28 protein-coding genes are annotated in these 26,870 nt (G+C 41.4%); 22 read left to right on the top strand and 6 right to left on the bottom strand.

The window, feature by feature from the left end; genetic code table 11:
* Positions 1 to 30: 30 nt before the first annotated feature.
* The 12 genes from L1765_RS00210 to L1765_RS00265 all read left to right on the top strand — a co-directional run bounded on the left by L1765_RS00210 (position 31) and on the right by L1765_RS00265 (position 11,964).
* On the top strand, positions 31 to 2,196 hold the full coding sequence (locus tag L1765_RS00210) for a dihydroxy-acid dehydratase domain-containing protein (RefSeq protein ID WP_407942168.1): 2,166 nt from the start codon (positions 31 to 33) through the stop codon (positions 2,194 to 2,196).
* A gap of 25 nt (positions 2,197 to 2,221) precedes the next feature.
* The gene (locus L1765_RS00215; RefSeq protein ID WP_236403063.1) at positions 2,222 to 3,163 is read left to right on the top strand and encodes a U32 family peptidase; all 942 of its coding nucleotides are present in this window, start codon (positions 2,222 to 2,224) and stop codon (positions 3,161 to 3,163) included.
* A gap of 3 nt (positions 3,164 to 3,166) precedes the next feature.
* Entirely contained in the window at positions 3,167 to 4,111 is a 945-nt protein-coding gene (locus L1765_RS00220; RefSeq protein ID WP_236403064.1) for a sugar kinase, read from the top strand.
* A 38-nt stretch (positions 4,112 to 4,149) separates the two neighbouring features.
* Entirely contained in the window at positions 4,150 to 4,803 is a 654-nt protein-coding gene (locus L1765_RS00225) for a bifunctional 4-hydroxy-2-oxoglutarate aldolase/2-dehydro-3-deoxy-phosphogluconate aldolase (protein ID WP_236403066.1), read from the top strand.
* Positions 4,804 to 4,867: 64 nt separating this feature from the next.
* Positions 4,868 to 5,629, top strand: coding sequence for an IclR family transcriptional regulator (locus L1765_RS00230; protein ID WP_236403068.1), 762 nt, complete (start codon positions 4,868 to 4,870; stop codon positions 5,627 to 5,629).
* Between the two features lie 96 nt (positions 5,630 to 5,725).
* Positions 5,726 to 6,622 (top strand): fumarylacetoacetate hydrolase family protein, encoded by an 897-nt coding sequence (locus L1765_RS00235; protein ID WP_236403072.1) that lies wholly within the window; start codon positions 5,726 to 5,728, stop codon positions 6,620 to 6,622.
* Between the two features lie 37 nt (positions 6,623 to 6,659).
* Positions 6,660 to 6,950 (top strand): UxaA family hydrolase, encoded by a 291-nt coding sequence (locus L1765_RS00240; protein WP_407942174.1) that lies wholly within the window; start codon positions 6,660 to 6,662, stop codon positions 6,948 to 6,950.
* A complete protein-coding gene (locus L1765_RS00245) occupies positions 6,937 to 8,103 on the top strand; it encodes a UxaA family hydrolase (RefSeq protein ID WP_236403950.1) in 1,167 nt (388 codons plus the stop codon). Before L1765_RS00240 ends, L1765_RS00245 begins: the two co-directional genes overlap by 14 nt.
* A 47-nt stretch (positions 8,104 to 8,150) precedes the next feature.
* On the top strand, positions 8,151 to 9,617 hold the full coding sequence (gucD, locus tag L1765_RS00250; RefSeq protein ID WP_236403075.1) for an alpha-ketoglutaric semialdehyde dehydrogenase GucD: 1,467 nt from the start codon (positions 8,151 to 8,153) through the stop codon (positions 9,615 to 9,617).
* A gap of 30 nt (positions 9,618 to 9,647) precedes the next feature.
* On the top strand, positions 9,648 to 10,541 hold the full coding sequence (locus L1765_RS00255) for a fumarylacetoacetate hydrolase family protein (protein WP_236403080.1): 894 nt from the start codon (positions 9,648 to 9,650) through the stop codon (positions 10,539 to 10,541).
* 249 nt (positions 10,542 to 10,790) lie between these two features.
* Positions 10,791 to 11,684, top strand: a complete 894-nt coding sequence (gene lipA / locus L1765_RS00260) for a lipoyl synthase (protein ID WP_236403082.1) — start codon at positions 10,791 to 10,793, stop codon at positions 11,682 to 11,684.
* The gene (locus tag L1765_RS00265) at positions 11,656 to 11,964 is read left to right on the top strand and encodes a YutD family protein (RefSeq protein ID WP_236403084.1); all 309 of its coding nucleotides are present in this window, start codon (positions 11,656 to 11,658) and stop codon (positions 11,962 to 11,964) included. The genes lipA and L1765_RS00265 overlap by 29 nt, the downstream gene beginning before the upstream one ends.
* A gap of 18 nt (positions 11,965 to 11,982) precedes the next feature.
* Here the strand turns inward: L1765_RS00265 and L1765_RS00270 are convergent, their stop codons facing one another.
* Positions 11,983 to 12,228 (bottom strand): hypothetical protein, encoded by a 246-nt coding sequence (locus L1765_RS00270; RefSeq protein ID WP_236403086.1) that lies wholly within the window; start codon positions 12,226 to 12,228, stop codon positions 11,983 to 11,985.
* 169 nt (positions 12,229 to 12,397) lie between these two features.
* Positions 12,398 to 12,679: a hypothetical protein gene (locus L1765_RS00275; protein ID WP_236403088.1), complete on the bottom strand. Its 282-nt coding sequence runs from the start codon at positions 12,677 to 12,679 to the stop codon at positions 12,398 to 12,400.
* A gap of 353 nt (positions 12,680 to 13,032) precedes the next feature.
* Here L1765_RS00275 and L1765_RS00280 point away from each other — a divergent pair, with 353 nt between their 5' ends.
* Positions 13,033 to 13,662 (top strand): helix-turn-helix transcriptional regulator, encoded by a 630-nt coding sequence (locus L1765_RS00280; RefSeq protein ID WP_236403090.1) that lies wholly within the window; start codon positions 13,033 to 13,035, stop codon positions 13,660 to 13,662.
* Between the two features lie 42 nt (positions 13,663 to 13,704).
* Here L1765_RS00280 and L1765_RS00285 read toward each other — a convergent pair whose 3' ends face one another.
* Positions 13,705 to 15,810, bottom strand: coding sequence for an HD domain-containing phosphohydrolase (locus L1765_RS00285; RefSeq protein WP_236403092.1), 2,106 nt, complete (start codon positions 15,808 to 15,810; stop codon positions 13,705 to 13,707).
* 382 nt (positions 15,811 to 16,192) lie between these two features.
* Here L1765_RS00285 and L1765_RS00290 point away from each other — a divergent pair, with 382 nt between their 5' ends.
* Positions 16,193 to 16,972 carry a TIGR01457 family HAD-type hydrolase gene (locus L1765_RS00290; protein WP_236403094.1) on the top strand — a complete coding sequence of 260 codons (780 nt, stop codon included), beginning with the start codon at positions 16,193 to 16,195 and terminating at the stop codon, positions 16,970 to 16,972.
* On the opposite strand, the gene L1765_RS00295 is transcribed toward L1765_RS00290, so the two are convergent.
* Entirely contained in the window at positions 16,969 to 17,463 is a 495-nt protein-coding gene (locus tag L1765_RS00295; protein WP_236403954.1) for a phosphatidylglycerophosphatase A family protein, read from the bottom strand. The two genes, L1765_RS00290 and L1765_RS00295, sit on opposite strands and share 4 nt — an antisense overlap.
* Before the next feature lie 239 nt (positions 17,464 to 17,702).
* Here L1765_RS00295 and L1765_RS00300 point away from each other — a divergent pair, with 239 nt between their 5' ends.
* The 3 genes from L1765_RS00300 to L1765_RS00310 all read left to right on the top strand — a co-directional run bounded on the left by L1765_RS00300 (position 17,703) and on the right by L1765_RS00310 (position 20,110).
* Complete coding sequence (locus L1765_RS00300) at positions 17,703 to 18,479, top strand: SDR family oxidoreductase (protein WP_236403096.1); 777 nt, start codon at positions 17,703 to 17,705, stop codon at positions 18,477 to 18,479.
* A gap of 153 nt (positions 18,480 to 18,632) precedes the next feature.
* Positions 18,633 to 19,019, top strand: a complete 387-nt coding sequence (locus tag L1765_RS00305) for an NUDIX domain-containing protein (RefSeq protein WP_329609975.1) — start codon at positions 18,633 to 18,635, stop codon at positions 19,017 to 19,019.
* Between the two features lie 92 nt (positions 19,020 to 19,111).
* Positions 19,112 to 20,110: a hypothetical protein gene (locus L1765_RS00310; protein ID WP_236403102.1), complete on the top strand. Its 999-nt coding sequence runs from the start codon at positions 19,112 to 19,114 to the stop codon at positions 20,108 to 20,110.
* A 73-nt stretch (positions 20,111 to 20,183) separates the two neighbouring features.
* Here the strand turns inward: L1765_RS00310 and L1765_RS00315 are convergent, their stop codons facing one another.
* Positions 20,184 to 20,411, bottom strand: coding sequence for a NifU family protein (locus L1765_RS00315; RefSeq protein ID WP_236403103.1), 228 nt, complete (start codon positions 20,409 to 20,411; stop codon positions 20,184 to 20,186).
* 142 nt (positions 20,412 to 20,553) lie between these two features.
* Here L1765_RS00315 and cysK point away from each other — a divergent pair, with 142 nt between their 5' ends.
* From cysK to L1765_RS00340, 5 genes are all read left to right on the top strand, one after another.
* On the top strand, positions 20,554 to 21,480 hold the full coding sequence (gene cysK / locus L1765_RS00320; protein ID WP_236403104.1) for a cysteine synthase A: 927 nt from the start codon (positions 20,554 to 20,556) through the stop codon (positions 21,478 to 21,480).
* Positions 21,481 to 22,614: a bifunctional cystathionine gamma-lyase/homocysteine desulfhydrase gene (locus tag L1765_RS00325; RefSeq protein WP_236403105.1), complete on the top strand. Its 1,134-nt coding sequence runs from the start codon at positions 21,481 to 21,483 to the stop codon at positions 22,612 to 22,614.
* A 93-nt stretch (positions 22,615 to 22,707) separates the two neighbouring features.
* Entirely contained in the window at positions 22,708 to 23,622 is a 915-nt protein-coding gene (locus L1765_RS00330; protein ID WP_236403106.1) for a YIEGIA family protein, read from the top strand.
* A 1-nt stretch (position 23,623) separates the two neighbouring features.
* The gene (locus L1765_RS00335) at positions 23,624 to 23,830 is read left to right on the top strand and encodes a capping complex subunit for YIEGIA (RefSeq protein ID WP_236403107.1); all 207 of its coding nucleotides are present in this window, start codon (positions 23,624 to 23,626) and stop codon (positions 23,828 to 23,830) included.
* Between the two features lie 68 nt (positions 23,831 to 23,898).
* Complete coding sequence (locus L1765_RS00340; RefSeq protein ID WP_236403109.1) at positions 23,899 to 24,156, top strand: DUF1450 domain-containing protein; 258 nt, start codon at positions 23,899 to 23,901, stop codon at positions 24,154 to 24,156.
* Between the two features lie 195 nt (positions 24,157 to 24,351).
* Here L1765_RS00340 and L1765_RS00345 read toward each other — a convergent pair whose 3' ends face one another.
* Positions 24,352 to 26,679 (bottom strand): nitric-oxide reductase large subunit, encoded by a 2,328-nt coding sequence (locus L1765_RS00345; RefSeq protein WP_236403110.1) that lies wholly within the window; start codon positions 26,677 to 26,679, stop codon positions 24,352 to 24,354.
* Between the last annotated feature and the right edge of the window lie 191 nt (positions 26,680 to 26,870).

Here is a 26,870-nt window from a genome sequence, read left to right on the forward strand (position 1 = left end):
GGAGAGATGTACATGCCGCAATATCCTTTGATGAACTCAGTAAACCCGTATGAATTCAATGTCCAGGGGAAAGCAAATGAACCGATTTGTGTGGCCGGATTTCTTGACCGTTCCAAACAAATACTTGGGTCCTCATATGAAGGGCCATCACCGGATTGGACTTTGGATGCCATTTATGATCGATTGGAAAGCAATGCTCCACGTATTGCTATTATTGGCGGCTCACCTGATCATCCCGCACATATTATGGACTACCTAACATCAGCCAGAGCCGCCATTCGTATTTGGCAGAATGGGGGAGTTCCCTTTTACTTTTCTACTCCAGTGATGTGTGATGGAACGGCCCAAAGTACCCAGGGGATGAGCTATTCCCTGCAGAGCCGCAATGCTGTGGCCCAAATGATTATCAACCAGGTCGAATCCCATGGCTATCATGGGGCATTCATCATCCAAGGCTGCGATAAGCAGCCATTAGGGGTAGTCAGTGCACTAGCCCATATTGACCGGCTCCGTCAATACCGTGGAGAGGCTCCATTTTTTGCAACCTTTGCTCCTGCCCATGTATTACAGGGTGGGACGATACCGGAGGATCTTTATAAAGAATTAGAGGAAGTTGCCAATCAATGTGAAGAGCAGGGATATGATGACATTGCATATGACCTTCGCGATGCAATGGCTTATATCCTGCAGTGTTCATCCAATACGGCTTTTCAAGGTGTACTGGAGAGGGCAAGGGAGAGAGGTATTATCACAAAGGAGCAACACAAAGATTATGAAAAACGTTTGGCTATTGCAACCTGTGATGGGAAGGGAGGAGTTTGTGCTTTTAACGGAACAGGAAATAGCTCTCGTCATCTTGTAGCAGGATTGGGGCTTGTCCATCCAGCCTTGGAGCTTTTGACAGGTCCTCCAACTCAAGAGCAAATAAATCAAGCACTGGATAGTCTAGCGACGATGATTAATGATCCCGTATTTGGAGCATCCAATATCACAGCAGCGAATGTAAGAAATGCCATTCGAATTCACAGTGCATCAGGGGGATCAACTAATCTCATGATGCATTTGGTGGCAGCGATGTTATATGGTGGTTTTAAGTTTAGTTTGACGGAACTTGACCGTATTCATCATGAGGTGCCTGTTCCAGATTTGTTTGATTACAGCTTAACTCAAGGTCGGGATATTTTTGCTTTGGCGATGCAGTGCTGCAGCGGGAAGATCAGAGGGATGGAGACACTGTTCTTTGAATTAATGGAAAACGGGGTTCCTATGGATATTGATGCCCCAACGGTTACAGGAACCACTTGGCGGGATCGTCTGATCAGTACCGAAGGTTTGTCAGCGAAGCATGTAGTAGATAATCCTATCATACTCACCAAACCTCGTCGCCCGTTTAGCGGGGTTGATGTGTTAACGGGAAACTTTTTTGAAAGTGCCGTTGTAAAAATTAGCGGAATGACGACAGACCAGCTGGATCAGTTTGATAAAAAGGCGGCCTTTGTTCTTTACTATGAGAATGAGGATGATGCAAACCGCAGCTTGCTAAATGTCAATCTTCTTGAAGAATTAAAGCAGCAGCAAAGTTTTCATTATAAGAACTTGCTGGCCATGCTGAAACAGAATGGGCCAGAACAATATGAAGAACTAGAGAAAAAAAGCTATGATGAACTCTTTGACATTATGGTTGATAGGGGGATTTTAAAGATTGCGGTTATTGTTTCCGGGCAAGGACCTGCGGCATTTGGAATGCCGGAAATGTTCACCCCGATGCAGCATATCAATGCAAACCATAAATTGAAACGTCTGGTAACTCTAATCAGCGATGGCCGGTATTCGGGAGTCACATATGGAGCCGCCATCGGACATATGACTCCTGAGGCTTACCATCATGGAGGTATTCTATATCTGAAAACAGGTGATCTTCTCTATCTCAATCTTAGGGAACGCCAAATCCAATTTTTAAATGAAGCATATTTCCAGCAGGGCGTCATTCAATTTAAGTTTGACCATATAAAGGAAGAACGAAAAGGATTGGCGGAAGAACGAATGGCCGCAATTCGAAAGCGGCAGCGTCAAGTGGCAGCCAGTAACAGAATGATTGCTCATACAGATGCTGCTCATGGAGTGGTTCCTGTTGTCGTATTTGAGGAAGCAGTGCTCGATTATAAACGGGATGTTATATATCCTTCAACAAAATAGTGTATGAACCTGGGAGGGTAATAATATGGAAAAAACAAGGGAATTCATAGAAAAGTTAGGGTTCCCCGGCAGGGACTGCCACCATTTGCCCACTTCTTCGAAAACGTTTCCTGATGGGGCGCAATATCGTGTGGAAATTCCAAGTGTGGAAGGTCCTGCTTCTTTGGAAGCAGTAATTGAAGCTTGCAAGCATTATGATGTTACCATCCACCGTGTTTCACAGGGAAGCGGAATCATGCTGCTGACAGATGAAGAATTGGTTCAAATGGCTGATATTGGACGCAGAGAAAAGCTTGAAGTAAGCCTGTTTGTAGGGCCCCGGGGAACATGGGACATCACTCCAATGCAGTGGGCAAGTGCAGGTAAAATTACAGGCCTTCGGGTTCAAGGGATGGACCAGCTGGTTTATTCCATTGAAGATATTAAAAGGGCCTGTGATAAAGGAATTCGTGGTATTTTAGTTGCCGATGAAGGTCTTTTATGGCTGGTAAATGAATGTAAGAAACACAGGGAACTGCCGGATGATTTGGTCGTAAAAATTTCTGTGCAAATGGGGCCATCCAATCCTGTTTCCATTCGTTTGATGGAGCAGATTGGAGCTAACACTTTTAATGTCCCAACGGATTTAACCTTGGCCCGCTTGGCTGCTATCCGACAAGTACTGGATATTCCCATAGATATTTATGTAGAGGCTCCCGATGATATCGGAGGATTTATTCGTCACTATGATATACCTGAGATTATTCGTGTGGCTGCACCTGTTTATATCAAATTCGGATTAAGGAACTCACCGAATATTTATCCCTCAGGAACCCATTTAGAGTCCACATCCATTGCATTATGCAAGGAGCGAGTAAGACGGGCAAGGATTGGGCTTGATATGATTAAAAGATATGCGCCGCATCTTAAAACATCGGAAAAAGGTGCTGCGGGCTTAGGTGTTCCTGTTGCAATTGGAGGAGAATAATAAATGGATGTTGTAACTTTTGGTGAAACGATGGTGCTTCTAAATCCTCTTTCAACAGGTCCTCTTCGATATACCACCTTATTTGAAAAAACCATCGGTGGTGCTGAATCAAATGTAGCCATTGGCTTGGCTCGTTTAGGTCATCGGGTTGGGTGGATGAGTCGTTTAGGGAATGATGAATTTGGGCTGTTTGTTCGCAATTTCATCCGAGGTGAGGGAGTAGATACAACGCAGGTTCAATTTGACGAGAAGCATCCAACCGGGGTTTTCTTTAAAGAGAGGCAAGTGATGCAGGAACCGAAGGTTTACTATTACCGAAAGGGTTCTGCAGCCAGTTATTTTAGTCCGAATGATATAAATGAATCCTATCTATCGCAAGCAAAATATTTGCATATCACCGGGATAACTCCTGCATTAAGTCAAAGCTGTCGGGATGCTGTATATCGTTCTATAGAATTAGCGAAGAAACATGGATTAAAGATTATGTTTGACCCCAATATTCGTCTTAAATTGTGGTCAACGGAAGAGGCAAAAGAAGTTCTTTTTGATATTGCCGGCCTATGTGATATTGTCATTCCAGGACTGGAAGAAGGAGAAATCTTAACTGGAGAATCAGCACCGGAAAAAATAGCAGACTCATTACTGCAGAATGGAGCAAAAGCCGTGGTTATAAAATTGGGTGAACATGGAGCTTACTACTCTGTAAACCAACAAGAGGAATATGTTCCTGGTTATCCTGTTGAAAAAATTGTAGATCCCATCGGGGCTGGCGACGGGTTTGCTGCCGGACTTCTGTCAGGACTTCTTCGCGGCTGGTCCTATCGCGATTCTGTTGAGCTAGGCAATCGGATTGGTGCGTATGCATTAACGGTGATTGGTGATGTAGAAGGGTATCCCTTCTGGTCACAGATTAACCCGGAAAAAGACCAGCAAACCATCTACCGTTAACATATCCTACAAAAAAATCTGGAGGTAAGAGAAAAGGAATGCTTAAAAAGATGGTCTTATTACAAAAATTGGTGGAAAGCGGGATCATTGCCGTTATCCGTCATATCCCTGAAGATAAAGTTGACAAGGTTGCGGAAAGCCTTGTTGTGGGAGGCATAACTGCCCTTGAAGTAACAGTAGATAGCCCAGGGGCTTTTGAAACCATTCATCGAATTTCCAAACAATTGAAAGGTCGTGCCCTTGTTGGTGCCGGTACAGTTATTGACAGTGAATCAGCACGATTGGCGATCCATCACGGTGCAGAATTTATTTTTAGCCCCAGTCTTCATGAGGGTGTTATCCGTACCGCTCTGCGCTATGGAAAAGTTGCTGTTCCCGGAGTGATGACTCCAACGGAAATGATTACTGCGATCGAATGGGGGGCGGATTTGGTTAAATTATTCCCCGCCGCAACCCTTGGGGTGAAATATATTAAAGATATCAAAGCACCATTTCCCCATATTCCAGTGATACCAACTGGAGGTATTCATTTGAACAATATCGCCTCGTTTTTTGAAGCGGACGTAGCTGCGGTGGGGATAGGTGGAAATCTGTTGGATCGGAAAGCGATTGACAACTCCGATTTTAATAAAATTACCCATATAGCCGAACAATATGTAACATCCGTTCAAGTAGCTCGATCAAAAAGCTGAATGAATAATTTTATGATTATGATAAAATAAAAGATATTTGAATTGATATTAAAGGGTGAGTGAAATGCCAATTATTCAAGCGGTAGATCGAGCACTTCGCATATTAGATTTATTTGATGAAAATGAAACTGAATTAAAAATCACGGATATTAGCCAGCGGATAAATCTGCACAAAAGTACGGTTCATTCTTTGTTGAAAACTCTTCAGATTCATGGCTATATTCAGCAAAATCCCGAGAATGGCAAATACAAGCTGGGCATGAAATTGTTTGAACGGGGCAGCTTTGTTATCTATGGATTGGATGTACGAAAAATTGCAAAACCATATTTGATGGACCTGTCGATGAATACAGGGCAAACCACTCACTTGGTCATTCTAGATGGAAAGGAAGGAGTATACATCGATAAGGTAGAAGGCCCACAAGCCGTTGTTTTATACTCTCGCATTGGGCGAAGAATTCCTGTTCATTGCAGTGCGGTAGGGAAAGCTCTAGTAGCATTTAGGAAAAAAGAAGAAATCGAAAGTATTTTAAAGGACTATGTCTATCAGAAGTCTACGGAAAATACGATTAGTAATGAGAAGGATTTTCTGGATGAACTGGAAAAAGTACGACAAGTTGGCTACGCTGTCGATAATCAAGAGAATGAACCGGATGTTCGCTGTATCGCCGTACCTATAAGGGACCATTCCGGAGCCCCTATTGCTGCAATTAGTATGTCTACTCTCGTGTCTCGTGTAGATGATCAAAAATTGGAAGGATTTATTGGCATGTTAATGGAAGTGGGAAATGAAATATCAAGGCAGATGGGATACGGTATCGTTTAGTTGGCAGATATGAATGGTTTAGAATGTCTATTCGTCTTAATTATGTTTATATAACAAAACTTATTTTTATAATATAAAACTTGGAGATGAGACAATATGCGTATTATACGTTTTTTACAACAATCAATTCCGACTCTTGGGGCATTAACAGATGATGATATGGTTTATGTTTTGCCACAGAAGGATTTTATGCAGCTTGTACAAGAGGCTGATGCAAAAAAAATAACATCCCTTCGTTTGATTGAAGAAATCATTTCCAATTCAGCTCCCCTTGATAAGAGCTGTGAATCATTAGATCTGCTTGTACCCATTGAAGCACCAGAGGTATGGGCATCTGGAGTAACTTATGAGAGAAGTAGAGATGCCAGAAACTATGAAGCAACTGGAGGAAAGCTTGATGCTACCACATTTTATGATAAGGTTTATAATGCCGTTAGACCTGAAATTTTCTTTAAGTCAACGGCAGCCCGTACTGTTGGTCCCAATCAGGAAGTATTTTTGCGCAGTGATTCAAAGTGGCAAATTCCTGAGCCGGAACTTGGATTAGTTATTAATAAAGTGGGCAAAATTTTGGGATACATTGTAGGTAACGATATGAGCTGCCGGGATATCGAAGGAGAAAATCCCCTTTATCTTCCGCAGGCTAAAATATGGAAGAATTCATGTGCAATTGGTCCTGCTATTCGCCTAGCAGAAACCGTTGAAGATCCTTATCAATTCCAGATCACTTGCCGTATATACAGGGATGAAAAATTAGTGGTAGAAGGTACAGCAAGTACCGGTCAGTTAAAGAGAAGATTTGATGAACTAGTATCCTACCTTGTAAGAGACAATGAGATATTTGATGGAACGGTTCTTCTAACCGGTACATGTATTGTTCCTCCTAATGAATTTACTCTGGTGGATGGAGATCGAATCGAGATTGAGATATCTGGGATCGGAACTCTAATTAATGTGGTAAAAAGTCAATCCAGTGTAATAAAGAGTATCTGAGGATGTGACCTAATTGGGAAAAAACTATAAAAACGTCATGATGAAGCCTCAGGATAAAGTTGCCGTAGCCTTGGAACATATACCGGCTGGAGCGGAAGTTACTGTTGTGTGTCAAGGTCAAAGCTATATGGTAAAAATGAGAAACGACATCGATTTTGGTCATAAATTTGCGGTAAAGCCCATCCCTTGCGGGGAAGATATTTTAAAATATGGGGAAGTTATAGGAATTGCCATTAAAGATATACAGGTTGGGGAGCATGTTCATATTCATAATTTAGAAGGAAAAAGGGGAAGAGGTGATCGGATTGCCAAATCTGCAGAGGGGTAAATTTTGGGGATATCGGCGTCCTGATGGACGTGTGGGAGTGCGAAACCATGTACTGATCCTGCCGACCATCACATGTGCTGTGCAGGTAGCGAAACAGATTACTGAATTGGTTCAGGGGACGGTCACATTTATCCATCAGCACGGATGTGCCCAAGTAGGAGCAGATTACGATCAAACCTTCCGAACATATGTTGGTATGGGCGCCAATCCGAACGTTTATGGTGTCATTGTATTGGGGCTTGGATGTGAAACCCATCAAGCAAGAATCATAGCAGGGGAATTGGCCAAAACCGGAAAACCGGTAGAAGTGGTATCCATACAGGATGAGGGTGGAACACTGATGGCTATTGCTGAAGGTGCCAAAATTGCCGCCAAAATGGTACGGGATGCATCGGCTCAATTTAGAGAACCCTATGATTTTAGTGAGCTTATTGTGGGTACCGAGTGCGGAGGCTCTGATGCTTGTTCCGGTCTTTCCGCTAATCCGGCAGTTGGCGTAGTAAGTGACATGATTGTTGATCAGGGAGGAACAGCTATTTTGGCCGAAACGACGGAATTAATTGGAGCTGAGCATTTGCTGGCCAACCGTGCTGTCAGCGATAAAGTGAGAAAGCGTGTATATGAAGTGATCGAGGCTATGGAGAACCGGGCATTTATGATGGGAGTGGACATTCGTACGGGTAATCCCAGTCCAGGGAATATGAAAGGCGGTTTAAGTTCCTTGGAGGAAAAATCATTGGGAGCGGCTAATAAAGCAGGTACCAGACCCTTGCAACAGGTGATCGACTATGCGCAGGTTCCTACAGAAAAAGGATTGGTTTGGATGGATACACCAGGACATGATATAGAGCAGTTGACAGGTATGGTGGCAGGAGGAGCCCAGATCGTTTTGTTTACCAGCGGAAGAGGTACACCAACCGGTTCACCGATAGCACCTGTGATTAAAATTGCCACCAATACACCTATCTTCGAAAAAATGGAAGATAACATGGACCTGAATGCTGGAACCATTATTGATGGAACTGAATCCATAGAATCTGTGGGCCAGCGTATTTTTGAAGAAATTGGATTGGTCGCATCAGGTAAGTTAACAAAAGCGGAAATACTTAAACAGCACGATTTTGGGATCTGGAGAATTGGTCCGACCTTTTGACGCTTTTATATTCGATAAAAACTTCTTAGGAAGGAAGGGGATTTAAAATGACTTTACAAACAGAACCAAAAACTTATCAAAACTATATCAATGGTCGGTGGGTTTCCTCATCGGGAAATCAGGTGGATGCCAGTATAAATCCCGCAAATAAAAATGAAGTGGTAGGGTATATTCAAAAATCAACGAAAGAGGATCTGGATCAAGCCGTTGCTGCAGCAAAAAAGGCCCAGGTCCAGTGGAGAAAATTATCAGGCCCAGCAAGGGGAGAATATCTCTACAAAGTTGCGAATATATTAGAAAGCCATCTTGATGAGATTGCAGAAACGATGACGAAGGAAATGGGAAAGACATTGCCGGAAGCAAAGGGAGAAACGGCCCGGGGAGTTGCTATTCTTCGTTATTATGCCGGGGAAGGGATGCGTAAAATCGGAGAAGTCATTCCTTCTACAGACAGTGAGGCACTCATGTTTACCAGCCGTGTGCCCCTTGGGGTGGTAGGGGTCATTACGCCATGGAATTTTCCTGTAGCGATCCCAATTTGGAAAATCGCGCCTGCTCTCGTCTATGGGAATGCGGTCATCTTAAAACCTGCCCAGGAAACTGCGGTAACCGCGGCCAAAGTGATCCAATGTTTTGCCGAGGCTGAATTACCTGCAGGAGTTGTAAACATGGTAACAGGTCCCGGTTCTGTGATTGGTCAGGGAATCATCGATCACCCTGATATCAACGGAATTACTTTTACCGGTTCTGATCAGGTGGGAAAAATGGTTGCTCAAGGAGCCGTTGCTCGTGGAGCAAAGTACCAGCTTGAAATGGGTGGAAAAAACCCGGTTATTGTAGCTGCAGATGCTGATCTTGACCTGGCTGTGGATGCAACCATCAGCGGTGGGCTTCGCTCCACCGGACAAAAATGTACAGCAACCAGCCGTGTCATTATCCAAAAGGAAGTATATGAACCATTTAAAGAAAAGCTGCTTAATAAGATTAAAGAAATCAAAATTGGCCCCGGTTTACACGGGGATACCTGGATGGGTCCGTGTGCCAGCGAAAGCCAGTTAAACACGGTTCTTTCCTATATCGAAAAGGGAAAAGCGGAAGGGGCTGATCTCATCTATGGTGGCAAGAGATGTGAAGATTCTGAACTCAAACATGGATTTTATGTTTATCCCACTGTATTTGAAAACGTGACCTCAGAAATGACCATTGCCCAGGAAGAGATCTTCGGCCCTGTACTTGCACTGATTAAGGTTGAAACTCTGGAAGAAGCTTTAGAGATTGCCAATGATGTAAGATTTGGTCTCAGCGCCTCCATTTTCACTCAAAATATTGGCAATATGCTCTCCTTTATCAGAGAAATTGATGCTGGACTTGTCAGGATTAATGCGGAAAGTGCAGGGGTGGAATTGCAAGCCCCATTTGGCGGCATGAAGCAATCCAGCTCCCATTCCCGGGAACAGGGGCAAGCAGCCATTGAGTTTTTTACAGCGATTAAAACGGTATTTGTTAAACCTTAGACAATCTTAATCAAAAGAGGTGTCCACCAAATGATTTCATTAACTTTTAAAAAGGGTGATCGACTGGCATTGGGGATAAAAACGGATAAGGGGATTTTAGATGTAGAAAGGGCCGTTGCTTATCTGCAGGGACTTCAGCAAGTGCCAACCTCTGCTGGAGAATTAATTTGGAAAGGCGAAGAAGGCAAACAGGCACTAACGCAATTAATAAATCAAACTAATCAGGAGGATTCTTTATTTTTACAAGAAGAATCATTATATTTTGGACCGTGTGTTCCTGAACCGCAAAAAATTATCTGCGTCGGCTTAAATTATAAAAAGCATGCGGATGAATGTAATCTAGCCTATCCTCCAGAGCCCCTTCTATTCAGTAAATTTAATAATGCCCTTGCCAGTCATGGAGAAGATGTCTTTATTCCTGCGAAATCCTCTCAAGTAGACTATGAAGCAGAATTGGCCATCGTGATTGGAAAGCAAGCGAAGAATGTAAGTAAAGAAGACGCCCTTTCCTATGTCTATGGCTATTGCAATGCCAATGATTTTTCAGCGAGGGACCTTCAGTTTAAAAGCTCACAATGGCTTCTGGGAAAAACATGTGACGGATTCTGTCCGATTGGACCTTATCTTATAAGTGCAGATGAAGTGGGCAATCCCAATGATTTAAAGATTACTTCCACAGTCAACGGTGAGATTCGTCAACATTCCAATACCAGTGATATGATTTTCTACTGTGATGAAATTATCAGCTATATTTCCCAACATATGACACTTCAGCCTGGTGACGTTATTCTAACAGGAACTCCGGAAGGAGTGATTGTCGGCTATCCTGAAGAAAAAAGAGTCTGGTTAAAAGATGGTGATGTGGTGACCGTTGAGATTGAAAAATTGGGAAGATTAACAAATACCATTCGAAAAGGATACTAGATAGACGGAACTAAAAATCCATGACCCGAAGGGTCATGAGCGTTAGTTTCACACCTTTAGATGGTAATATAATCTAATGCACTTTAAGCGGTAATCCATTTACATTTCCTGGAATATATAGATGCCCTTGTTCTGGTGATCACTGGATAAAGGGCACTTTTTCTTTATGTGCATCTCTGATTGGCTATTTGTTAAAGAAAAATTTATAATAAGGTATCATAACCATATTTCCTGCCGGAGGTATTTTACATGCAAAGAAAACCAGAATGGTTAAAGGTGCGCCTCACCACAGGCGACAACTTTACAGAAATAAAAAAAATGATGAGAAGCAAAACGCTACATACCGTTTGCGAAGAAGCAAAATGTCCCAATATCTACGAATGTTGGACAAATCGCACGGCAACCTTCATGATATTGGGAGATATATGTACCAGAGCATGCCGCTTTTGTGCCGTTAAAACAGGACTGCCGACGGAACTGGATAGACAGGAACCTGAAAAAGTAGCAGCAACGGTGGAAAAGATGGGTTTATCCCATGTGGTGATTACTTCTGTTGCCCGTGACGATTTATCGGACGGGGGAGCTTCCATTTTTGCCGAAACCATTAAAGCCGTAAAAAAAAGAACCCCATTATGCAGCGTGGAAGTGCTTATCCCAGATTTTGAGGGCAATCAGGAATCTCTTCAGGTGGTAATGGATGCTAAACCGGATGTATTAAACCACAATATCGAGACCGTAAGGCGATTATCTGACCGGGTTCGTTCAAAAGCAAAATATGATCGATCTTTGAATGTTCTCAGGAATGCAAAAAAAATGCAGCCAGATATTCCTACAAAATCAAGTATCATGATCGGTGTAGGCGAAAAATGGGATGAAATTTTGCAAACCATGGATGATCTAAGGGAGATTGACTGTGATATTTTGACAATAGGACAATATTTACAACCAACCAGAAAACACTTAAAGGTGGAGAAATATTATCATCCTGAAGAATTTGATCAATTAAAGAAAGAAGGGATGAAGCGGGGTTTTCGGCATGTGGAATCCGGACCACTGGTTCGCAGCTCTTATCATGCACACAATCAGGTGAAATCAGCTAAAGGGGAGAAACAAGTTGATTCATTTATTAGGCCATCAATTTGAGATCATTAAGGATTTTAAAAATGGCTGGAATGCGGAAGCTTTCCGGGACAGATACAGTGATGTGCTGGATAAATACGATTATATCGTGGGAGATTGGGGATATGGACAGCTTCGTTTAAAGGGTTTTTATGACGACAAGCAAAAAAGTGTTCCCTTTGAAAATCGGATTAGTGCCGTTGATGAATATATTCAGGAATATTGTAACTTTGGATGTGCTTATTTTGTTCTAAAAAAAATACGTCCTTTGGGTAAGGATAAAAGAGGAAACGGGAGAAATTGATTCTCCCGTTTTTTTGAGTTAATCTAAAGCATCATGGGGTGGGTGGGATTCCGGGTCCTGTCTTGGTATTCCCTCATGTAGCTGTTTATTTTCATAAGTAAATGCAGATGCTCTTCTTTGCCCTGCTTCCCATGGAGAGCTCTTTAGAACGATTTTATGATCAATGGGATGACCGTACGGCCCATCAGGGAACTCTTCAGGAATCAATACTTGATGCTGGGATTCCACAACGGGGACATCTGAAAACTTCTCTCTTTTTCCCATGTATAAATCCTCCTATATGGATGGAACTATTTAAGTTCCGCTTCTATAGATTCTGGTTTATCTAATCTATATTGTGATACTTCATTGTATATTTCATACAATCTTATCGAGGAAATGAATTAATTGTTATCTTAAGATGGATCATTTGGCATGTTGTTTGTTTTATTCCTTAATTTTTTTCTCCACCAAATCCAGAGGGGAATAATACCATAGCCGATCTTTCTTCTGCTTTTTCAGCCGGAGCACCTTGCGCTTGGTCAGCAATCTCCATTTTAGACTGCTCAGAAATAGACGATTTAGAAGGGAATCCTTCTGAAGCAGACTGGTTTTCACTTGTTTTAGAGGCCGAATCGGAGCCGCAAGCCGAAAGGATCAACACAAAGGTTAAAAATAAGCCCAGCGCTATAAGTCGTTTTTTTGACAATCGATTCCGATTTTTCATTTCTTTCATCCTCAATCCTCCCACGTTTAAATGTTAAATTTTTTAGTTCCGCTTTATCCGATAGCTAAGTGCGACTAAGACTCTCACTTCTCAAAAGAAGTGGAACTAAACACGCATAACCCGAAGGGTCACAAATTCGGATGAAAATTTTATTTTCATATCAAAGATTTACACGTCTGCAAGTCGAGTTTGTTTCATCTTTATAGAATAAGACGAAGTGAATGAATGAAATGTTGCATCTCATTTTTGCCAAGAGGAAAATACAGCAGAAAATAACTTTATCACGGTTTATAAACAAATATGTTTAATAATTTACTATTTAGTGAAAATGGGGTAAACTGGTGATAAAGGTGGTGAGAAACATGACTCTACAACGTGGGGATTCCACTAGAAGTCTCATCTTGCATCTACTTAAGACAAAAGGACAATTATCCGTCAGTGAATTGGCGGGAGAGCTGGGAATTACGGAAATGGCGGTTCGTCGTCATCTTCATTCCTTGGAAAGGGATCGATTGATTCAAACCCAATTAATCAGGCAGGCCATGGGTCGCCCCATTCATTTATATTCCCTGTCGAATGAGGCAGATCATTTATTTCCAAAGAACTACCATGATTTCGCCCTTGATATGCTGATGGATTTAGAGGAGATAGAAGGACCGGAAAAGATTGAAGCTCTTTTTTCCCGCCGGGAGGAAAAATTAAGGCAAAGATATGCAGCGAAAATAAAGGGGAAAGATTTGGGAACCAAGATTGATGAATTAACCCGTATTCAAAATGAAAAAGGATATATGGCTGAATGGGAAAGCGATAAAAAAGGAAACTATATCCTTCGTGAATTTAACTGTCCCATATCCCATGTGGCTAAGGAATTTAATCAGGCATGTGAAAGTGAACTGTCGCTCTTTGAAAAGGTACTGGATGCCAAAATAACCAGAGCAGAGTGTTTGGCAAAGGGTGGGGACTGTTGTATTTATATTATTGAAAAGGGGTAAACCATCTGGCAAGAACCATGGTTTCCCCTTATTTTTTGGATCTTAAATGTAAAGTTTAGTAAAGGGTTTCGATGACTGATTATTCTGGCTACCGGAATCCTTGATTTCATACAGGATTTCCAAAGGAATGGTTAAGAAACCATTTACACAGCTGGGACAAAATTGGCTACCGGAACATTCCTTGATCACTTCAATGGCATGTTCCACAGGAAGGGCTCTTTTATATGGCCGTTCACTGGTAATGGCATCAAAGGCGTCGGCAATGGCAAATATTCTGGCCGCCAAGGGTATGTCATTTCCTTTTAAACCCATTGGATAACCTTTTCCATCTATCCGTTCATGATGATAAAGGACAACATCCGTCGCTCCTTCCAAAAATTCAATCCCTTTGATCATGTCAAAACCAATCTCAGGATGTTTCTTCATGATTTCCCACTCTTCTTTGGTTAATTTTCCAGGTTTTAAGAGGATCGCATCAGGGATACCAATTTTCCCAATATCATGGAGCAAGGCCCCCCAACGAAGTTTTGTTCTTTCACCTTCACTTAAATGAAGGGCATCGGCAATGGCCATACTATAAGCAACAACCCTTTCAGAGTGCCCTTCTGTTTCAGAATCCTTTTTGTCCAAAGCAGCGGTTAATGCTTTAACAATGGCCAGATTGCTTCTTTCCAATTCTTTCTGTTTTATTTTTCGATTAATGTATGTTCCCAATTGACTCAAGAGTTGAAAATTAATTTCACAAGATTTCTGAGTAAATCGATTTCTATTTTTCTTGTCAGCCACCAACAAAATTCCATTCACTCTCCTTTCGATGGCGTCCATCAAGGGTATTATCGCTGCTGATTGCACCTGCAATTGTTTTAAATTGGAGTGAACTTCTCCCAGATCAGCAATCGAATGGAAGGTTAGTGTTTTGTTTTGAATAAAAGAAGTGATCAAAGGTGAATGGTCCGTTAAAGGAAATGGAGGCATTTCATAAGTTTGATGGTTGATCATTTTTAACGTAAGTTCCTCATCATTCATAATAAAGAAGAAAACGTGATCTAGCTCCAGGTATCTTTCCATCACCTTTGAAGAGATCCTTAAAATTTCCTCTATATCCCTGTCCCTTAATAAATGCTCACCGATATACTTCACCATCTTTTTCGCTTTTCTTTTCTGTTCTTCGAAATTATAACGGATAACATGTTCAATCAGGGGGCTCAGCTGGACTGCCAAGTTATTTAATTGTTTGACTTGGGTTTGGTTAAAATGATGACAATCTTCCGCGTATAAGTGAATGGCACCCACTGGTTTGTTATGCAATGTTAGTGGAAGACGCAGAACAGATTGAAAGCAAACATTGCAGAAAAAGGACTCCTCATAATAATGGATACTTCCATTTAGTTGGTTGTCAAGCATATACGAATTCGATTCCAATAATTTTTTCGTTGCGGAGCCTTTGGCAGGCAAAAAGGATTTTTTCAGGACTAATAATTGGTGATTTAAATAAAGGGGGTAACAAATAATTTCTTCTTCCCGGTATGGATGGGGAATGGTAATGAGCAAACCGTCAAACTGAACCAGATTTTTCAATTCGTTTACGAGTTGAGGATATATTTCCGTCAAATTTCGATGGGAAGCAACTAATGAAGAAATTTTGTTTTGTATCATAAGGTGGCGGAATTGAATGGAATGGTTTACCGCAATCGTTAAACTTTGTACAATAGATGTAAGAAATTGAATCTCGTCGGGAAGAAATGCGGTTTCCTTAGATGATCCAATCATTACAACACCATAGCTCTGCTCATGAATAATGATGGGAGCGGCAAAAAGGTTTAAAATAGCTAATTGGTCAATACCAAGGAGACTTGGCTGATCTGTAATTTCTTTTAGGAGAAGGGTTCTTTTTTCATGGATCACTTCATCCAAAACACTTTCTCCAAAGTGAATCGTATGATTTTCAGGAATTTGACGCTGTTGAGTTCCTTTCCTATCCTTAAGAACCAATTTCTCCCCTTCATACATGTAAACGGCGCATAGATCATATTGTCCAATTCGTATGATTTCCTGATTAAACATTGAAAAAATTTCCTGAAGATCATATTGTGAAACCAATCGGTTGGCGATTTGGTACAGAGATTGCCATTTTAGATTACAATCCACGGCATTCACTCCCTTCGGGCAATATCAAACAAGCCTCTTTCAATCAATGTTATTCGATGGAAATGATTCTTTTTCCTTTTTTCTTATAAAAAAATGTATAGTTTATAGCGGAACTAAAGATTTACACGTCCGCGAGTCGAGTTTGGCGAAGAAGTGATTAAAGTCCGCTTCGAGACTAAAGAACGGAGCCCTCAAAAACATCAGGGTATTTCGATGATGGAGTAAGTTTGAGGACTAATTCCCGTTCTTTAGCCCCGCAGCTTCGCACGAACTCGAAGGCTGTCCTTAGTAAATTCTTTAGTTCCGTTCATAGAGAAGTTAAAAGAAAGTTTTATGTTCAACTTCTATAGAATGAAATCCTTAAAGAGAAAGGACAATGAGGATGAAACAATATTTACAGTACATCATTGATTTGGATGGAACGATGTATAGGGGGAAAGATGTAATACCGGAAGCTCCTCTTTTTGTTCATTGGTTGATTGAAAAAAAATATGATTACATTTTTTTAACCAATAATTCATCCAAAACACCGGATCAAGTAGCAGATGATCTGAATCGTTTCCACATTCCCTGTGAGCCCCGGCAAGTAATCACAAGCAGCATGGTAACGGCCCACTATATTTCAACTGGAGGGAAGGGAAGTCGGGTGTATGCCATTGGAGAAGAGGGGTTGATGGAAGCATTGCGTAAAGAGGGATTTATCTGGGATGAGAAAAATCCTGACTATGTAATTTGTGGGATTGACAGGAATTTCACCTATGAAAAAATGGCCATTGCCTGTCTGGCTATCAGAAAGGGAGCCCAATTTATTTCCACCAATGGGGATGCGGTCCTTCCCACTGAAAGGGGAATGTTGCCAGGAAATGGTTCGCTAACAGCAGCCATAGCAAAGGCGTCGGATGCTCAACCTGTTTTTATTGGCAAGCCTGAAGCCACAATGATCAAGTATGCGCTTGAGCAAATAGGAGGAATAAAGGAACAGGCTCTCATGGTAGGAGATAATCTTCATACAGATATTCTCTCAGGAATTCGGGCCGGCATAGATACTTTGTTTGTTTTGACCGGTTACAGCAAAGTAGAAGATATTGATAAGTATGGAATTGTTCCAAATTATATAGTCAATCATTTAGGTGAATGGATGGAGAAGATGGATCGAGGCTAATCTTGGTTCCCCCATTTCGAATGGGCAAGGCGACTGGAAGCAGCCGCAGCAATCGCTCCGACAATGTCGTCTAAAAAGGTATTTACTTTTCCTGTGGATTTATCATTTAATCTTTCCAGTATTCCTGGTTTCACCTTGTCGATGTAGCCATAATTGGTAAAGCCAATACTTCCGTATATGTTAATAATGGAAAGTGCCATGGTTTCATCCACTCCATAAAGCCCCTCGTCTCTTTTGACCATTGATAAAAGGGGTTCGTCCAAGTGATTATTTTCAGCCAGCAGATCCAGATGGATTCCAGTAATAATCGTATTTTGCACTTCTCGCTTATTTAAGACTTTATCGATATTATAGATACAGTCTTCGACACTTAATTGAGGAAAGTAATCCTGTTGCAGAAATTGAACCAGTTCTACCAAATGGTCCATGGTTACTCCTCGCTCTGACAACAGTTCCAATGCTTTTTCTTTTACATCTTTTTCTTTAACCATTCCCATATCTATTCTTCCCCTTCCGTGGTTTGATGGCTCCGTTCATTTGTCGCGGAGCGTCAGTTTGAGGGCTAATTCCCGTTCTCTAGCCCACATTTTTATATCAATTTGAGATCCTTCGGTGGATGTTTAGTTCAACTTGTATAGTGTATCAACGAATATTCTCTCCCGAGATGAAAGGGTTTATTAATAAATAAAGAGGGAAAATAATGATAAGCATATTGTGAAAGGAGATTTATATGGGACAACATCCTGTGGCTTTAGTGACAGGGGGAGCAAAAGGGCTTGGATATATGACGTGCATTCAAATGGCCAAGGATGGCTGTAATATTGTGGTTAATTATCGTCATGATAGAGAAAGAGCGCAGCAAATATGCATTCAATTGGAGAAATATGGAATTGTTGCTGTGGCCATTAAAGGAGATGTCGGGAGCGAAAAGGACAATGAAGAGTTAATAAAACAAGTCCTTAACCGATTTGAAAAGGTGGATATCCTGATTCATAATGCCGGACCATACATATTTGCAAAGAAAAAAATGACAGAATATACCATTGAGGAATGGAATCAGGTGATAAACGGTAATCTTTTTAGTTTTTTTCATCTAGCTAAACTAGTTCTACCCCATATGAGGCGCCAAAAATGGGGAAGAATTATCTCAATGGGATTTGACCGTGCCCAAACGGCACCTCCCTGGCCATTTCGCTCGATTTATGCAGCGGCCAAGGTAGGATTAGTCTCATTAACCAAAACATTGGCTTTAGAGGAGGCAAAAAATGGGATAACGGTAAACATGGTTTGCCCAGGTGATATTATCGATCCTTTCAAAGAAGAAACCATTCAACGTGTTCGCAAAATGGAGGATCGGGAAGTACCGGTGGGAAGACCAGGAACTGGAGAGGATATTGCCAGGGTAATTTCCTTTTTGTGCCATCCTGATTCAGATTTCATTACGGGAAATGTGGTGGAAGTAACCGGGGGTAGAGATGTGTTGGGTAAACACAGACAGGATTTATGAATAACCGACTTCACCAAAGGTTTGGCATAAGTCCGGTATAAAATATTGAAAGGGAGAGACGGATTGGAGTATCAATTTTTTGATTTTAAAGGTAATTTGGTGAAACTTACATTTTTAAAGGAGAATGCTTCTAGAAAGCCAGGTCATGTGTTAGTGTTTCCCTTGTATCTGGGTGGGGTGGTAATGACAAATCATAAAATCCGAGGATTAGAGCTTCCGGGAGGAAAAATGGAAGAGGGGGAAATCCCTGTTCAGGCAGCAATCCGTGAAACCTTCGAAGAAACAGGGGCTGTTTTAGAGGAAATTAAGTGGATAGGACAGTATCAAGTATATCAAAGAAATGGTGAAGGTTTGCTTATTAAGTCCATTTATTTGGGACAGGTGGAATATTTCATGCCCCTTCCGCCGGATTCCGAAGCCTTGGGATATGAAATATTTCATGATAAACCCCAAGTAGAAGAGCCGAAATTTAGTTTTATTGTAAAGGATGATGTATTTCAGTATTTATGGAAAAAGGTGATGGAAAAAGGGAACGAATGATAGGCAGATCCCCAACACCCTGCATAGACTATTAAAGGAGCATAATTTAATTGCTAACGGGCAAGATTTGAATGAAGTAGGAGGTTGGGATGATGTCTAGCTTAAATCGTGAGGAAGCTATTTTTCATCAGGCATACGGGATTGATGTATCTGAACTGGAAGTCATTGAAGAGGGTAAGTACCTACATCAAGATGGTGGCTTCTTTTTTGAATTAAAAAGAGTAAAGAGAAAAGAGCTGATGAAGGGACAATTGATCTCTCGTTTTGTAAAAAAGTGCAGCGAGGCTTTTTCTCAATTTCAAATTCCCTCCGTTTGTTTTAGCAAAAATGGGAAAGCCATGATAAAAAAACAGGGTCTGAATTATATGTTATGGAAGATCCCTCACTCTTCTTACACAGACAATATTTGTCCGGAGAAATGGGGAGAACAGCTAGCTTTGTTCCACCGCTTTAGCCAGGAGATTTTTACTGAAGACTCAGGATTGGAAAAGATTTTTGTTAAGGATGGAACAAGAAGTGAAAGCTGGCTAAACAGGCGAAAAAGATTACTTGCTTGGCGAGATAAAGTTGAATTAAAAAACAGGTTATCTGAAAATGAAATCATTTTGGTGAAGCACTTTTCTTATGTATCCACCTTGATAGATACGGCAATATCGATTGTTGGCGAATCGGAAGAGATAGGGGAGAAGGCACTTATTCTATCTGAACATAAGAGGATTGGTTGGGATGGACTACTATATTACCTAAATCATCCCATGGATTGGTGGATAGGAGATCGAACAGAGGATATCGCTTCCTTTGTTAAGGACTTTTATTTATACGGATCATATGAATTGGAAGAAGTAGCCCTGTTTATTGAAAGTTATCAAAGGGGATACGGGGTTTCTTTTTCAGAGGCGGAATGGAAGAGGATCATTGCCCAATTCATCTACCCCAGGGATATTTTACTGATGGATGAAAGAAGATTGCATGATTTTGTCTTATCGGAAGAAAGGAAAGAAAAAAAATTAAAACGAATGATCTCTTATATCATGGATCAAGGAACCCTTTCATTTCCCAAAATAGAATGGCTAATGAAAAACGTGGGATAAAACGATCCCACGTTTTTTCTCTTGCCTCTCACTTCTGAACTACCTGAACTAACATTTTCGCGGTTTTTTGTTCTTAGAACACTTGTTCCACACTTTTGACTCCTGGGACTTCTTCCATTAGGGCACGCTCAATCCCAGCTTTAAGGGTAATGGTGGAACTGGGGCAACTTCCGCATGCACCTAACAATCTCACCTTAACAATTCCTTCATCCACACCCATTAATTCGACGTCTCCGCCGTCACGTTGAATATATGGACGAAGTTTGTCTAAAACTTCTTGAACTTGTTCAGTCATTGACATGATTCATACACTCCTTTCTTTCCTAATTATAATATCCTTTCTACAATAAATCCATGTCTAACTACACATTTGTTGATAACTGATAAATCATGGTAAAATATTAAGATCAATTGACCTTAGGGAGTAATAGGAGTTGGGATGGATGAAAAAGATCTACTCAAATGTTAAAGAATTAATTGGTAATACTCCTCTTATGGAAATTACCCAATTTCCTCTTCAAAATCGGGTGCGTCTGTTTGCCAAACTGGAATTTTTTAATCCAGGAGGAAGTATTAAAGATCGGCTGGGATTGGAACTGTTAGCTGATGCGGAAGCTTCCGGCAAATTAAAGCCAGGTGGAACCATCATTGAACCGACCGCAGGAAATACCGGCATTGGTATTGCATTAGCTGCTGTTGGCAGAGGATACAAGGTAATTTTTACCGTACCGGAGAAATTTTCCCTTGAAAAGCAGGAGTTAATGAAAGCTTTGGGAGCAACCATTATCCATACGCCTACAGAAGATGGAATGACCGGAGCCATAGCCAAGGCTAAGGAACTGGCAAAAGAAATTCCCGACAGCTTTGTTCCCCAGCAGTTTGCCAATCCGGCCAATCCGGATGCTTACTATAAGACTGCCGGCCCGGAAATATGGATGCAGCTGGATGGCCATGTGGATATCTTTGTTGCCGGGGCTGGGACGGGTGGTACTTTTATGGGTATTGCTAGATATTTAAAGGAAAGGAATCCTGACTGTAAAACTGTCATTGTAGAGCCGGAAGGGTCAATTATTGGAGGGGGAGAAGCAGGACCCCATAAAACAGAAGGGATTGGTATGGAATTCCTTCCTCCATATATGGATACATCTTATTTTGATGAAATTTATACGATATCTGATGAGGAGGCCTTCGATTTGGTGAAGGAATTGGCTCTAAAGGAAGGGCTTTTAGTAGGTAGTTCTTCTGGAGCGGCTCTGGCTGCATCGTTAAAGGAGGCTCAAAAGGCGAAACCAGGTACTCATATTGTTACCATTTTTCCTGACGGCAGTGAAAGATATTTAAGCAAGAAAATTTATCAGGGGGGAATCTAAATGAAACGGAAAACAAAATTAATCCACGGAGGGATTCAGGGGGACCCCCATACCGGGGCTGTTTCTGTTCCCATCTATCAAGTAAGCACCTATAAGCAAGAGGGTGTCGGAAAGCATAAGGGATATGAATATTCACGGACGGGAAATCCGACCCGATTTGCTTTGGAAGAATATATTGCCGCACTGGAAGGAGGAACGAGGGGGTTTGCTTTTGCCTCAGGGATGGCGGCCTTCTCCACGGTTCTGATGCTTTTCGACAAGGGGGACCACTTTGTGGTTGGAGATGATGTTTACGGGGGAACCTATCGTTTACTTTCCAAAGTATTTTCCCGTTTAGGTTTAAATGCAACCTTTGTGGACACCAGTGACCTTGATGCCGTGAAGTCAGCGATTACACCAAATACGAAGGCCATATTTTTGGAAACACCAAGTAATCCTTTACTAAAAATTTCAGATATATCAGCTGTTGCTGAACTTACCCGTTCGCAGGGACTGCTGCTGGGGGTTGACAATACGTTCATGACTCCGTATTGGCAAAATCCGTTGGAATTAGGGGCAGACATTGTGATTCACAGTGCAACCAAGTATTTGGGAGGTCATAGCGATGTGGTCGCAGGATTGGTTGCCGTAAAGGATGAGTCTTTGGGAAATGAACTTCACTTTTTGCAAAATTCTGTAGGTGCTGTGCTAGGTCCTCAAGACTCGTGGTTACTCATGAGAGGAATAAAAACCCTTGGTGTCAGGATGGAAGAGCACGAAAGAAATGCCCGTGATCTAGCATACTGGCTTTCCAATAGAAAGGATATTGGCAAAGTGTACTATCCGGGGCTTTCCAGTCATCCCGGTCATGCTATTGCCAAGAAACAGGCCGGTGGTTTTGGAGGTATGATTTCTTTCGATGTAGGAAGTGGAGAGAGGGCTGAGAAAGTTCTCTCAAGGGTTAAATATTTCACCCTTGCTGAAAGCTTGGGTGCCGTCGAAAGTCTCATTTCCGTACCGGCTAAAATGACCCATGCTTCTATTCCTCCGGAAAGAAGGGCAGAACTAGGCATCAGTGATGGATTAATCCGCGTTTCTATTGGGATTGAAGATATAGAAGACCTCATTGAAGATCTGGAACAGGCCCTTGCTTAAGTCCGATGAATCGGGCTTATTTTTTTATCTTTGGAAGACATACTAAATATGTGGACATATCGTTTTAGTCAAACAAAAAGGAGGAGATATTTCGTGAAGCCAGAGGGGATGCTGGACCACGAATCTTTGGTTCTTATTTTGACGGCAATCATCATGGGCACCCTGGCCAGGTGGTTGACGATTAAAGAAGATTACAGACAGTATCCTACCTATCCGAATGGATACCTTATTCATCTAGTTACCGGATTTATTGCTTCGGCCTTGGGTGCGGTTGCCATCCCGGCACTATTAACCAAAAATTTTGTGGCGGTTACCTTTCTCACCCTTGCCATTCAACAATTCCGGGACGTTCGGAAGATGGAAAAAGAGAGTTTAAAAGATCTGGAAAGTACCGAGTATACGTTTCGCGGCGATGCATATATTGATGGAATTGCCAAAACCTTTGAATCAAGAAATTATTTTTCGTTACTGGTATCCTTGGGTACGGCGATTAGCATGCAGCTTACAACGAGCGAAGAAGACTGGATCAACATATCGGTGGGTGTGGTGACAGGATTGCTTCTGGTTTATATCCTTAAGAGATTTTCAAAAGGGAAAACTGTTGGAGATATCGCTGATGTTGAAGAGGGAAAAGTGGAAGTAAAAGGAACCGAACTTTATGTAAACGGAGTATTTGTCAGCAATTTATTAGGTACCGATAATGCCCAGGAAATGTTTAAAAAAGAAGGGATGGCAGTGGTTATTAACCCAAGGGAGGATCATTTTCGCATTGCCCTTGATCATTTCGGGCAGCGTCAAGCCATTTTATTTGAGGCGACTAAGGCTTTGGGTGTGAAGCGTTATCATTTTTCAAGGAAAGAATATGAACAGGGAAGGATCATTATTACCTTGGTACCTATAAAGAAGGATATTGATGCATTGATCGAGGTGGTAAAAAAATCCCCTCTATTGGAAACCATTAAAAAAAGTCACAGGGTTATGAAAACCAATCTGTTTGGAGGGAAGTAGTATGGGCCGTGAATCTTCTGTGTTTCCCAATTATGAAATTTTGGCGGTCGTGACTACTGAGAAAAATAGGATATTAAATGGAAAGGCATTATGTATTTTAGCCAAGGATGAAGAAGAGAAAAAAAATATAACGCTGGACATTGCCAAGGCCTTAAAAGGGGACGTTACTCAATTGTCAACGGGGGATTATTTGGTTTTGAGGGTATAAGGAAAATCACCTATAATAGTAGTTGGAGAAAAGAAGATTTAGGCAGTTACGAAATTTGAGGTGAGATCATGAAACCCCTTGTGGAAATTTGCCAAAGTAATTTAGCATTAGGGACGTATAAAGTATTAGAGGCTTTGGAGAATGATCCCGATCTAGATGTGGACATTTTGGAATACGGGTGTTTGGGAAACTGTGGCGAATGTTTTCAAAATCCGTATGCCCTCGTTGAAGGCGAACTCATTTCTGCCAGTACTCCCGATGAACTGTTGGATAAAATTAAAAAATATATTAAAGAAAATTGGATGATAGACATAGACGGCCACTAAAAGGGAGGGCATAAATGTGAACAGATTGTTACAATTCTAATAAGAAAATTACTTGAATGTGGTAATTAAATAAAAATAATAATCGTTTAAAAAGAGATGGAAAAAAGCTGAAATAAAAAATCAGGAATCGCTGATACGATCCCTGATTAGAGTCATTGAATGATCATTGTAAGTGTGGGTATGATCATTGTTCTATTACAGATTTTCTCCTTCTTTTCTATTGGGCTTACGAAGGTGAAACAAAGATTTAACAGCAAAGTAGGCGAGTGGTACCACACCAAACAAGATGAAGATGGTATCTGGGATAACTCTGATCCAAAGAAGTTTATTTACGATTGGTATGTTATAAAAGTCTGCTGCACGGGCAGCCCAGAATCCACTTTCAAAGGCCGTTTGCATCTGAATCATACCCACAGGCAATAGGGTGACGATAATCATGCCGGCTAAACCAATGTTAAGTCCCCAGCATGAGATCTTGAGCAGTTTGTCATTCCATGTTTCCGGCTTCACGATGTTTCGCAGACAGAAGAGAAGAACGGCAATCGCAAACATCCCGTATACACCCATCATCGATCCATGGCCGTGGGCTGGTGTTAAATAGGAACCGTGTTCGTAGTAATTCACTGCTGGTAAATTAATGAGAAAACCGAGAACACCGGCACCCACCAAATTCCAAATGGCAGTTGAAATCAGGAACCAGAAGGTTGATCTATAAGGGAAATCAACGCCCCCGGCCTTCATCATTTTATATTGGTCATAGGCTTCAAGAATAAGGAGAGTTAACGGAATCACTTCCAATGCTGAGAATACGGCCCCCAAACCAATCCATATTTCTGCAGATCCATTGTAGTAGTAGTGGTGACCGATTCCGATGACACCGCTTCCCATAAGTATGGTTAACTGGAAATAAAGGGCACGAAGGGTTGATTTTCTGGTAACTAATCCTAGATGGACCATCAGGAAGCCAATCACCACAACGGCAAATACTTCAAATATTCCCTCTACCCACAGATGGATAATCCACCAACGCCAATAATCGGAGTAGGTAAAGTTGGAGCCAGGATTGTAAAAGAATGCGAATACATAAAAGGCTGGGACAGCAATGGAAGCATAGAAGAGCAGGTGAATGAGTCCACCCTTATCAGTCTCCGCACGAAGGCCGCTTCTCATTCCGCGGAAAACAATGAATAGCCAGATCAACATACCGACAGCGAGAACCACTTGCCATAGACGCCCTAACTCTAGGTATTCCCATCCTTGGTGACCAAGGAGGAACCACAAGTTCCCAAGATAACCTTTAGCACCTAACCACTCTCCAATGACACTGCCGCCTACCAGAACTATTAAGGCCCAAAAGAGAATATTAACCAATAGCCCCTGTTTTTTTGGTTCTTTTCCTCCTATGATCGGAGCGACATACACGCCCATTCCTAACCAAGCCGTTGCAATCCAGAAAATAGCTAGCTGCAGGTGATAGGTTTTAGCTATGTTAAAAGGTAACAGATTAACAATCCAATCAAGTCCGTAGAATGAATCGGGGTCAATATAATAGTGGGCTAAAAGTCCTCCCAAACCAGCTTGGATCAAAAACAGTAATGCAACGATAGTAAAGTATTTTCCTGACTTCACCTGACTTGGAGTAAGGGGTAGTTTCTGCAGATTAATTTTTGGAAATTTATCCGGTTCATAAGCCTCCTGCATTCCAAAGTGATAACGATAATGGAAATATAGTATAACAGCAGTTAATAGGATAAGAAGCGCGGTACTTGCCGCACTCCACCAGATGGCAGAATAAGGCATGGTATTTCCTGCATCCAAGTCATAAGGCCAGTTATTGGTATAAGTAATCGTGTCATTTGGTCTTTTTGCTGCAGAAAGCCAAGCAGTCCAGAAAAAGAAGTCAGAGATCTGCTTTAACTGGTCCCCTTCTGCTACCCAAGCTCTGTCAGTTTCAGGTATATCCCCTTCATTAATCAGCCCAGGTAAAATGCCATTCCCATTCCCATTTGTAAATATATCTGCATAATATTTTCTGATTTCTTGAAGACCATAAAACTGTGCATCGGTGATGACCAACGCATCGGTTTCCTCATTATAACGGTTTTCTTTTATTTCCTCGATCACCCTTTCTCTTACCGTTATTTTTTGTTCTTCTGTAAGTTCGTTAAAGGAGCTTTTTCCAAAATCATTTTTTGCATAATAGTTTTGCATGGATTGAGTTAGAATATGGAGAGCTTCAGCGGTATAATCAGGTCCTAAATAGGAGCCTTGTCCAAGTACGGACCCGTAGTCCATTAATCCATATTTTTGCCAAACCGCCTGGCCTCCCTTAATTTCTTTAATCGTACTTACAACCTGGCCATTTGTCGTTTGAATGGTTCCTGGCTGTGGAGCCATGGTTTTAAAGATCCAAAGTCCTCCGGCGATAAGAACGGTAAAGGAGAGAATCAGTGTAACGATCAATACCTGTTTCAAAAGTGTTTTTTTTGTTGTAGGAGTAATGGTTTTAACATGTGGAGCCATTATTTTGTTTTCCCTCCAGTTTTGTTAATGTCCTCATTTTCACAAAGTTATGCGCGCGCACAAGGTATATACCTTTTATAAGGTGAGTATAGTGTAAAAATTTTTTCGACATTGTGATATATATCACTTTCTCATATAAAATTTTCCGTATACTAGGGATTAAGGAGTTAATCCTGAAAATTAGCATCATA

Source organism: Microaerobacter geothermalis, from assembly GCF_021608135.1.
GTDB lineage: Bacteria > Bacillota > Bacilli > DSM-22679 > DSM-22679 > Microaerobacter > Microaerobacter geothermalis.

Excerpts from the sequence above, each read along its gene's own strand:
- L1765_RS00210 (WP_407942168.1), top strand. The coding sequence starts at position 31 with ATGAACTCAGTAAACCCGTATGAATTCAATGTCCAGGGGAAAGCAAAT.
- L1765_RS00215 (WP_236403063.1), top strand. The coding sequence starts at position 2,222 with ATGGAAAAAACAAGGGAATTCATAGAAAAGTTAGGGTTCCCCGGCAGG.
- L1765_RS00220 (WP_236403064.1), top strand. The coding sequence starts at position 3,167 with ATGGATGTTGTAACTTTTGGTGAAACGATGGTGCTTCTAAATCCTCTT.
- L1765_RS00225 (WP_236403066.1), top strand. The coding sequence starts at position 4,150 with ATGCTTAAAAAGATGGTCTTATTACAAAAATTGGTGGAAAGCGGGATC.
- L1765_RS00230 (WP_236403068.1), top strand. The coding sequence starts at position 4,868 with ATGCCAATTATTCAAGCGGTAGATCGAGCACTTCGCATATTAGATTTA.
- L1765_RS00235 (WP_236403072.1), top strand. The coding sequence starts at position 5,726 with ATGCGTATTATACGTTTTTTACAACAATCAATTCCGACTCTTGGGGCA.
- L1765_RS00240 (WP_407942174.1), top strand. The coding sequence starts at position 6,660 with ATGATGAAGCCTCAGGATAAAGTTGCCGTAGCCTTGGAACATATACCG.
- gucD (WP_236403075.1), top strand. The coding sequence starts at position 8,151 with ATGACTTTACAAACAGAACCAAAAACTTATCAAAACTATATCAATGGT.
- L1765_RS00255 (WP_236403080.1), top strand. The coding sequence starts at position 9,648 with ATGATTTCATTAACTTTTAAAAAGGGTGATCGACTGGCATTGGGGATA.
- lipA (WP_236403082.1), top strand. The coding sequence starts at position 10,791 with ATGCAAAGAAAACCAGAATGGTTAAAGGTGCGCCTCACCACAGGCGAC.
- L1765_RS00270 (WP_236403086.1), bottom strand. The coding sequence starts at position 12,228 with ATGGGAAAAAGAGAGAAGTTTTCAGATGTCCCCGTTGTGGAATCCCAG.
- L1765_RS00275 (WP_236403088.1), bottom strand. The coding sequence starts at position 12,679 with ATGAAAGAAATGAAAAATCGGAATCGATTGTCAAAAAAACGACTTATA.
- L1765_RS00280 (WP_236403090.1), top strand. The coding sequence starts at position 13,033 with ATGACTCTACAACGTGGGGATTCCACTAGAAGTCTCATCTTGCATCTA.
- L1765_RS00290 (WP_236403094.1), top strand. The coding sequence starts at position 16,193 with ATGAAACAATATTTACAGTACATCATTGATTTGGATGGAACGATGTAT.
- L1765_RS00295 (WP_236403954.1), bottom strand. The coding sequence starts at position 17,463 with ATGGTTAAAGAAAAAGATGTAAAAGAAAAAGCATTGGAACTGTTGTCA.
- L1765_RS00300 (WP_236403096.1), top strand. The coding sequence starts at position 17,703 with ATGGGACAACATCCTGTGGCTTTAGTGACAGGGGGAGCAAAAGGGCTT.
- L1765_RS00310 (WP_236403102.1), top strand. The coding sequence starts at position 19,112 with ATGTCTAGCTTAAATCGTGAGGAAGCTATTTTTCATCAGGCATACGGG.
- L1765_RS00315 (WP_236403103.1), bottom strand. The coding sequence starts at position 20,411 with ATGTCAATGACTGAACAAGTTCAAGAAGTTTTAGACAAACTTCGTCCA.
- cysK (WP_236403104.1), top strand. The coding sequence starts at position 20,554 with ATGAAAAAGATCTACTCAAATGTTAAAGAATTAATTGGTAATACTCCT.
- L1765_RS00325 (WP_236403105.1), top strand. The coding sequence starts at position 21,481 with ATGAAACGGAAAACAAAATTAATCCACGGAGGGATTCAGGGGGACCCC.
- L1765_RS00335 (WP_236403107.1), top strand. The coding sequence starts at position 23,624 with ATGGGCCGTGAATCTTCTGTGTTTCCCAATTATGAAATTTTGGCGGTC.
- L1765_RS00340 (WP_236403109.1), top strand. The coding sequence starts at position 23,899 with ATGAAACCCCTTGTGGAAATTTGCCAAAGTAATTTAGCATTAGGGACG.
- L1765_RS00345 (WP_236403110.1), bottom strand. The coding sequence starts at position 26,679 with ATGGCTCCACATGTTAAAACCATTACTCCTACAACAAAAAAAACACTT.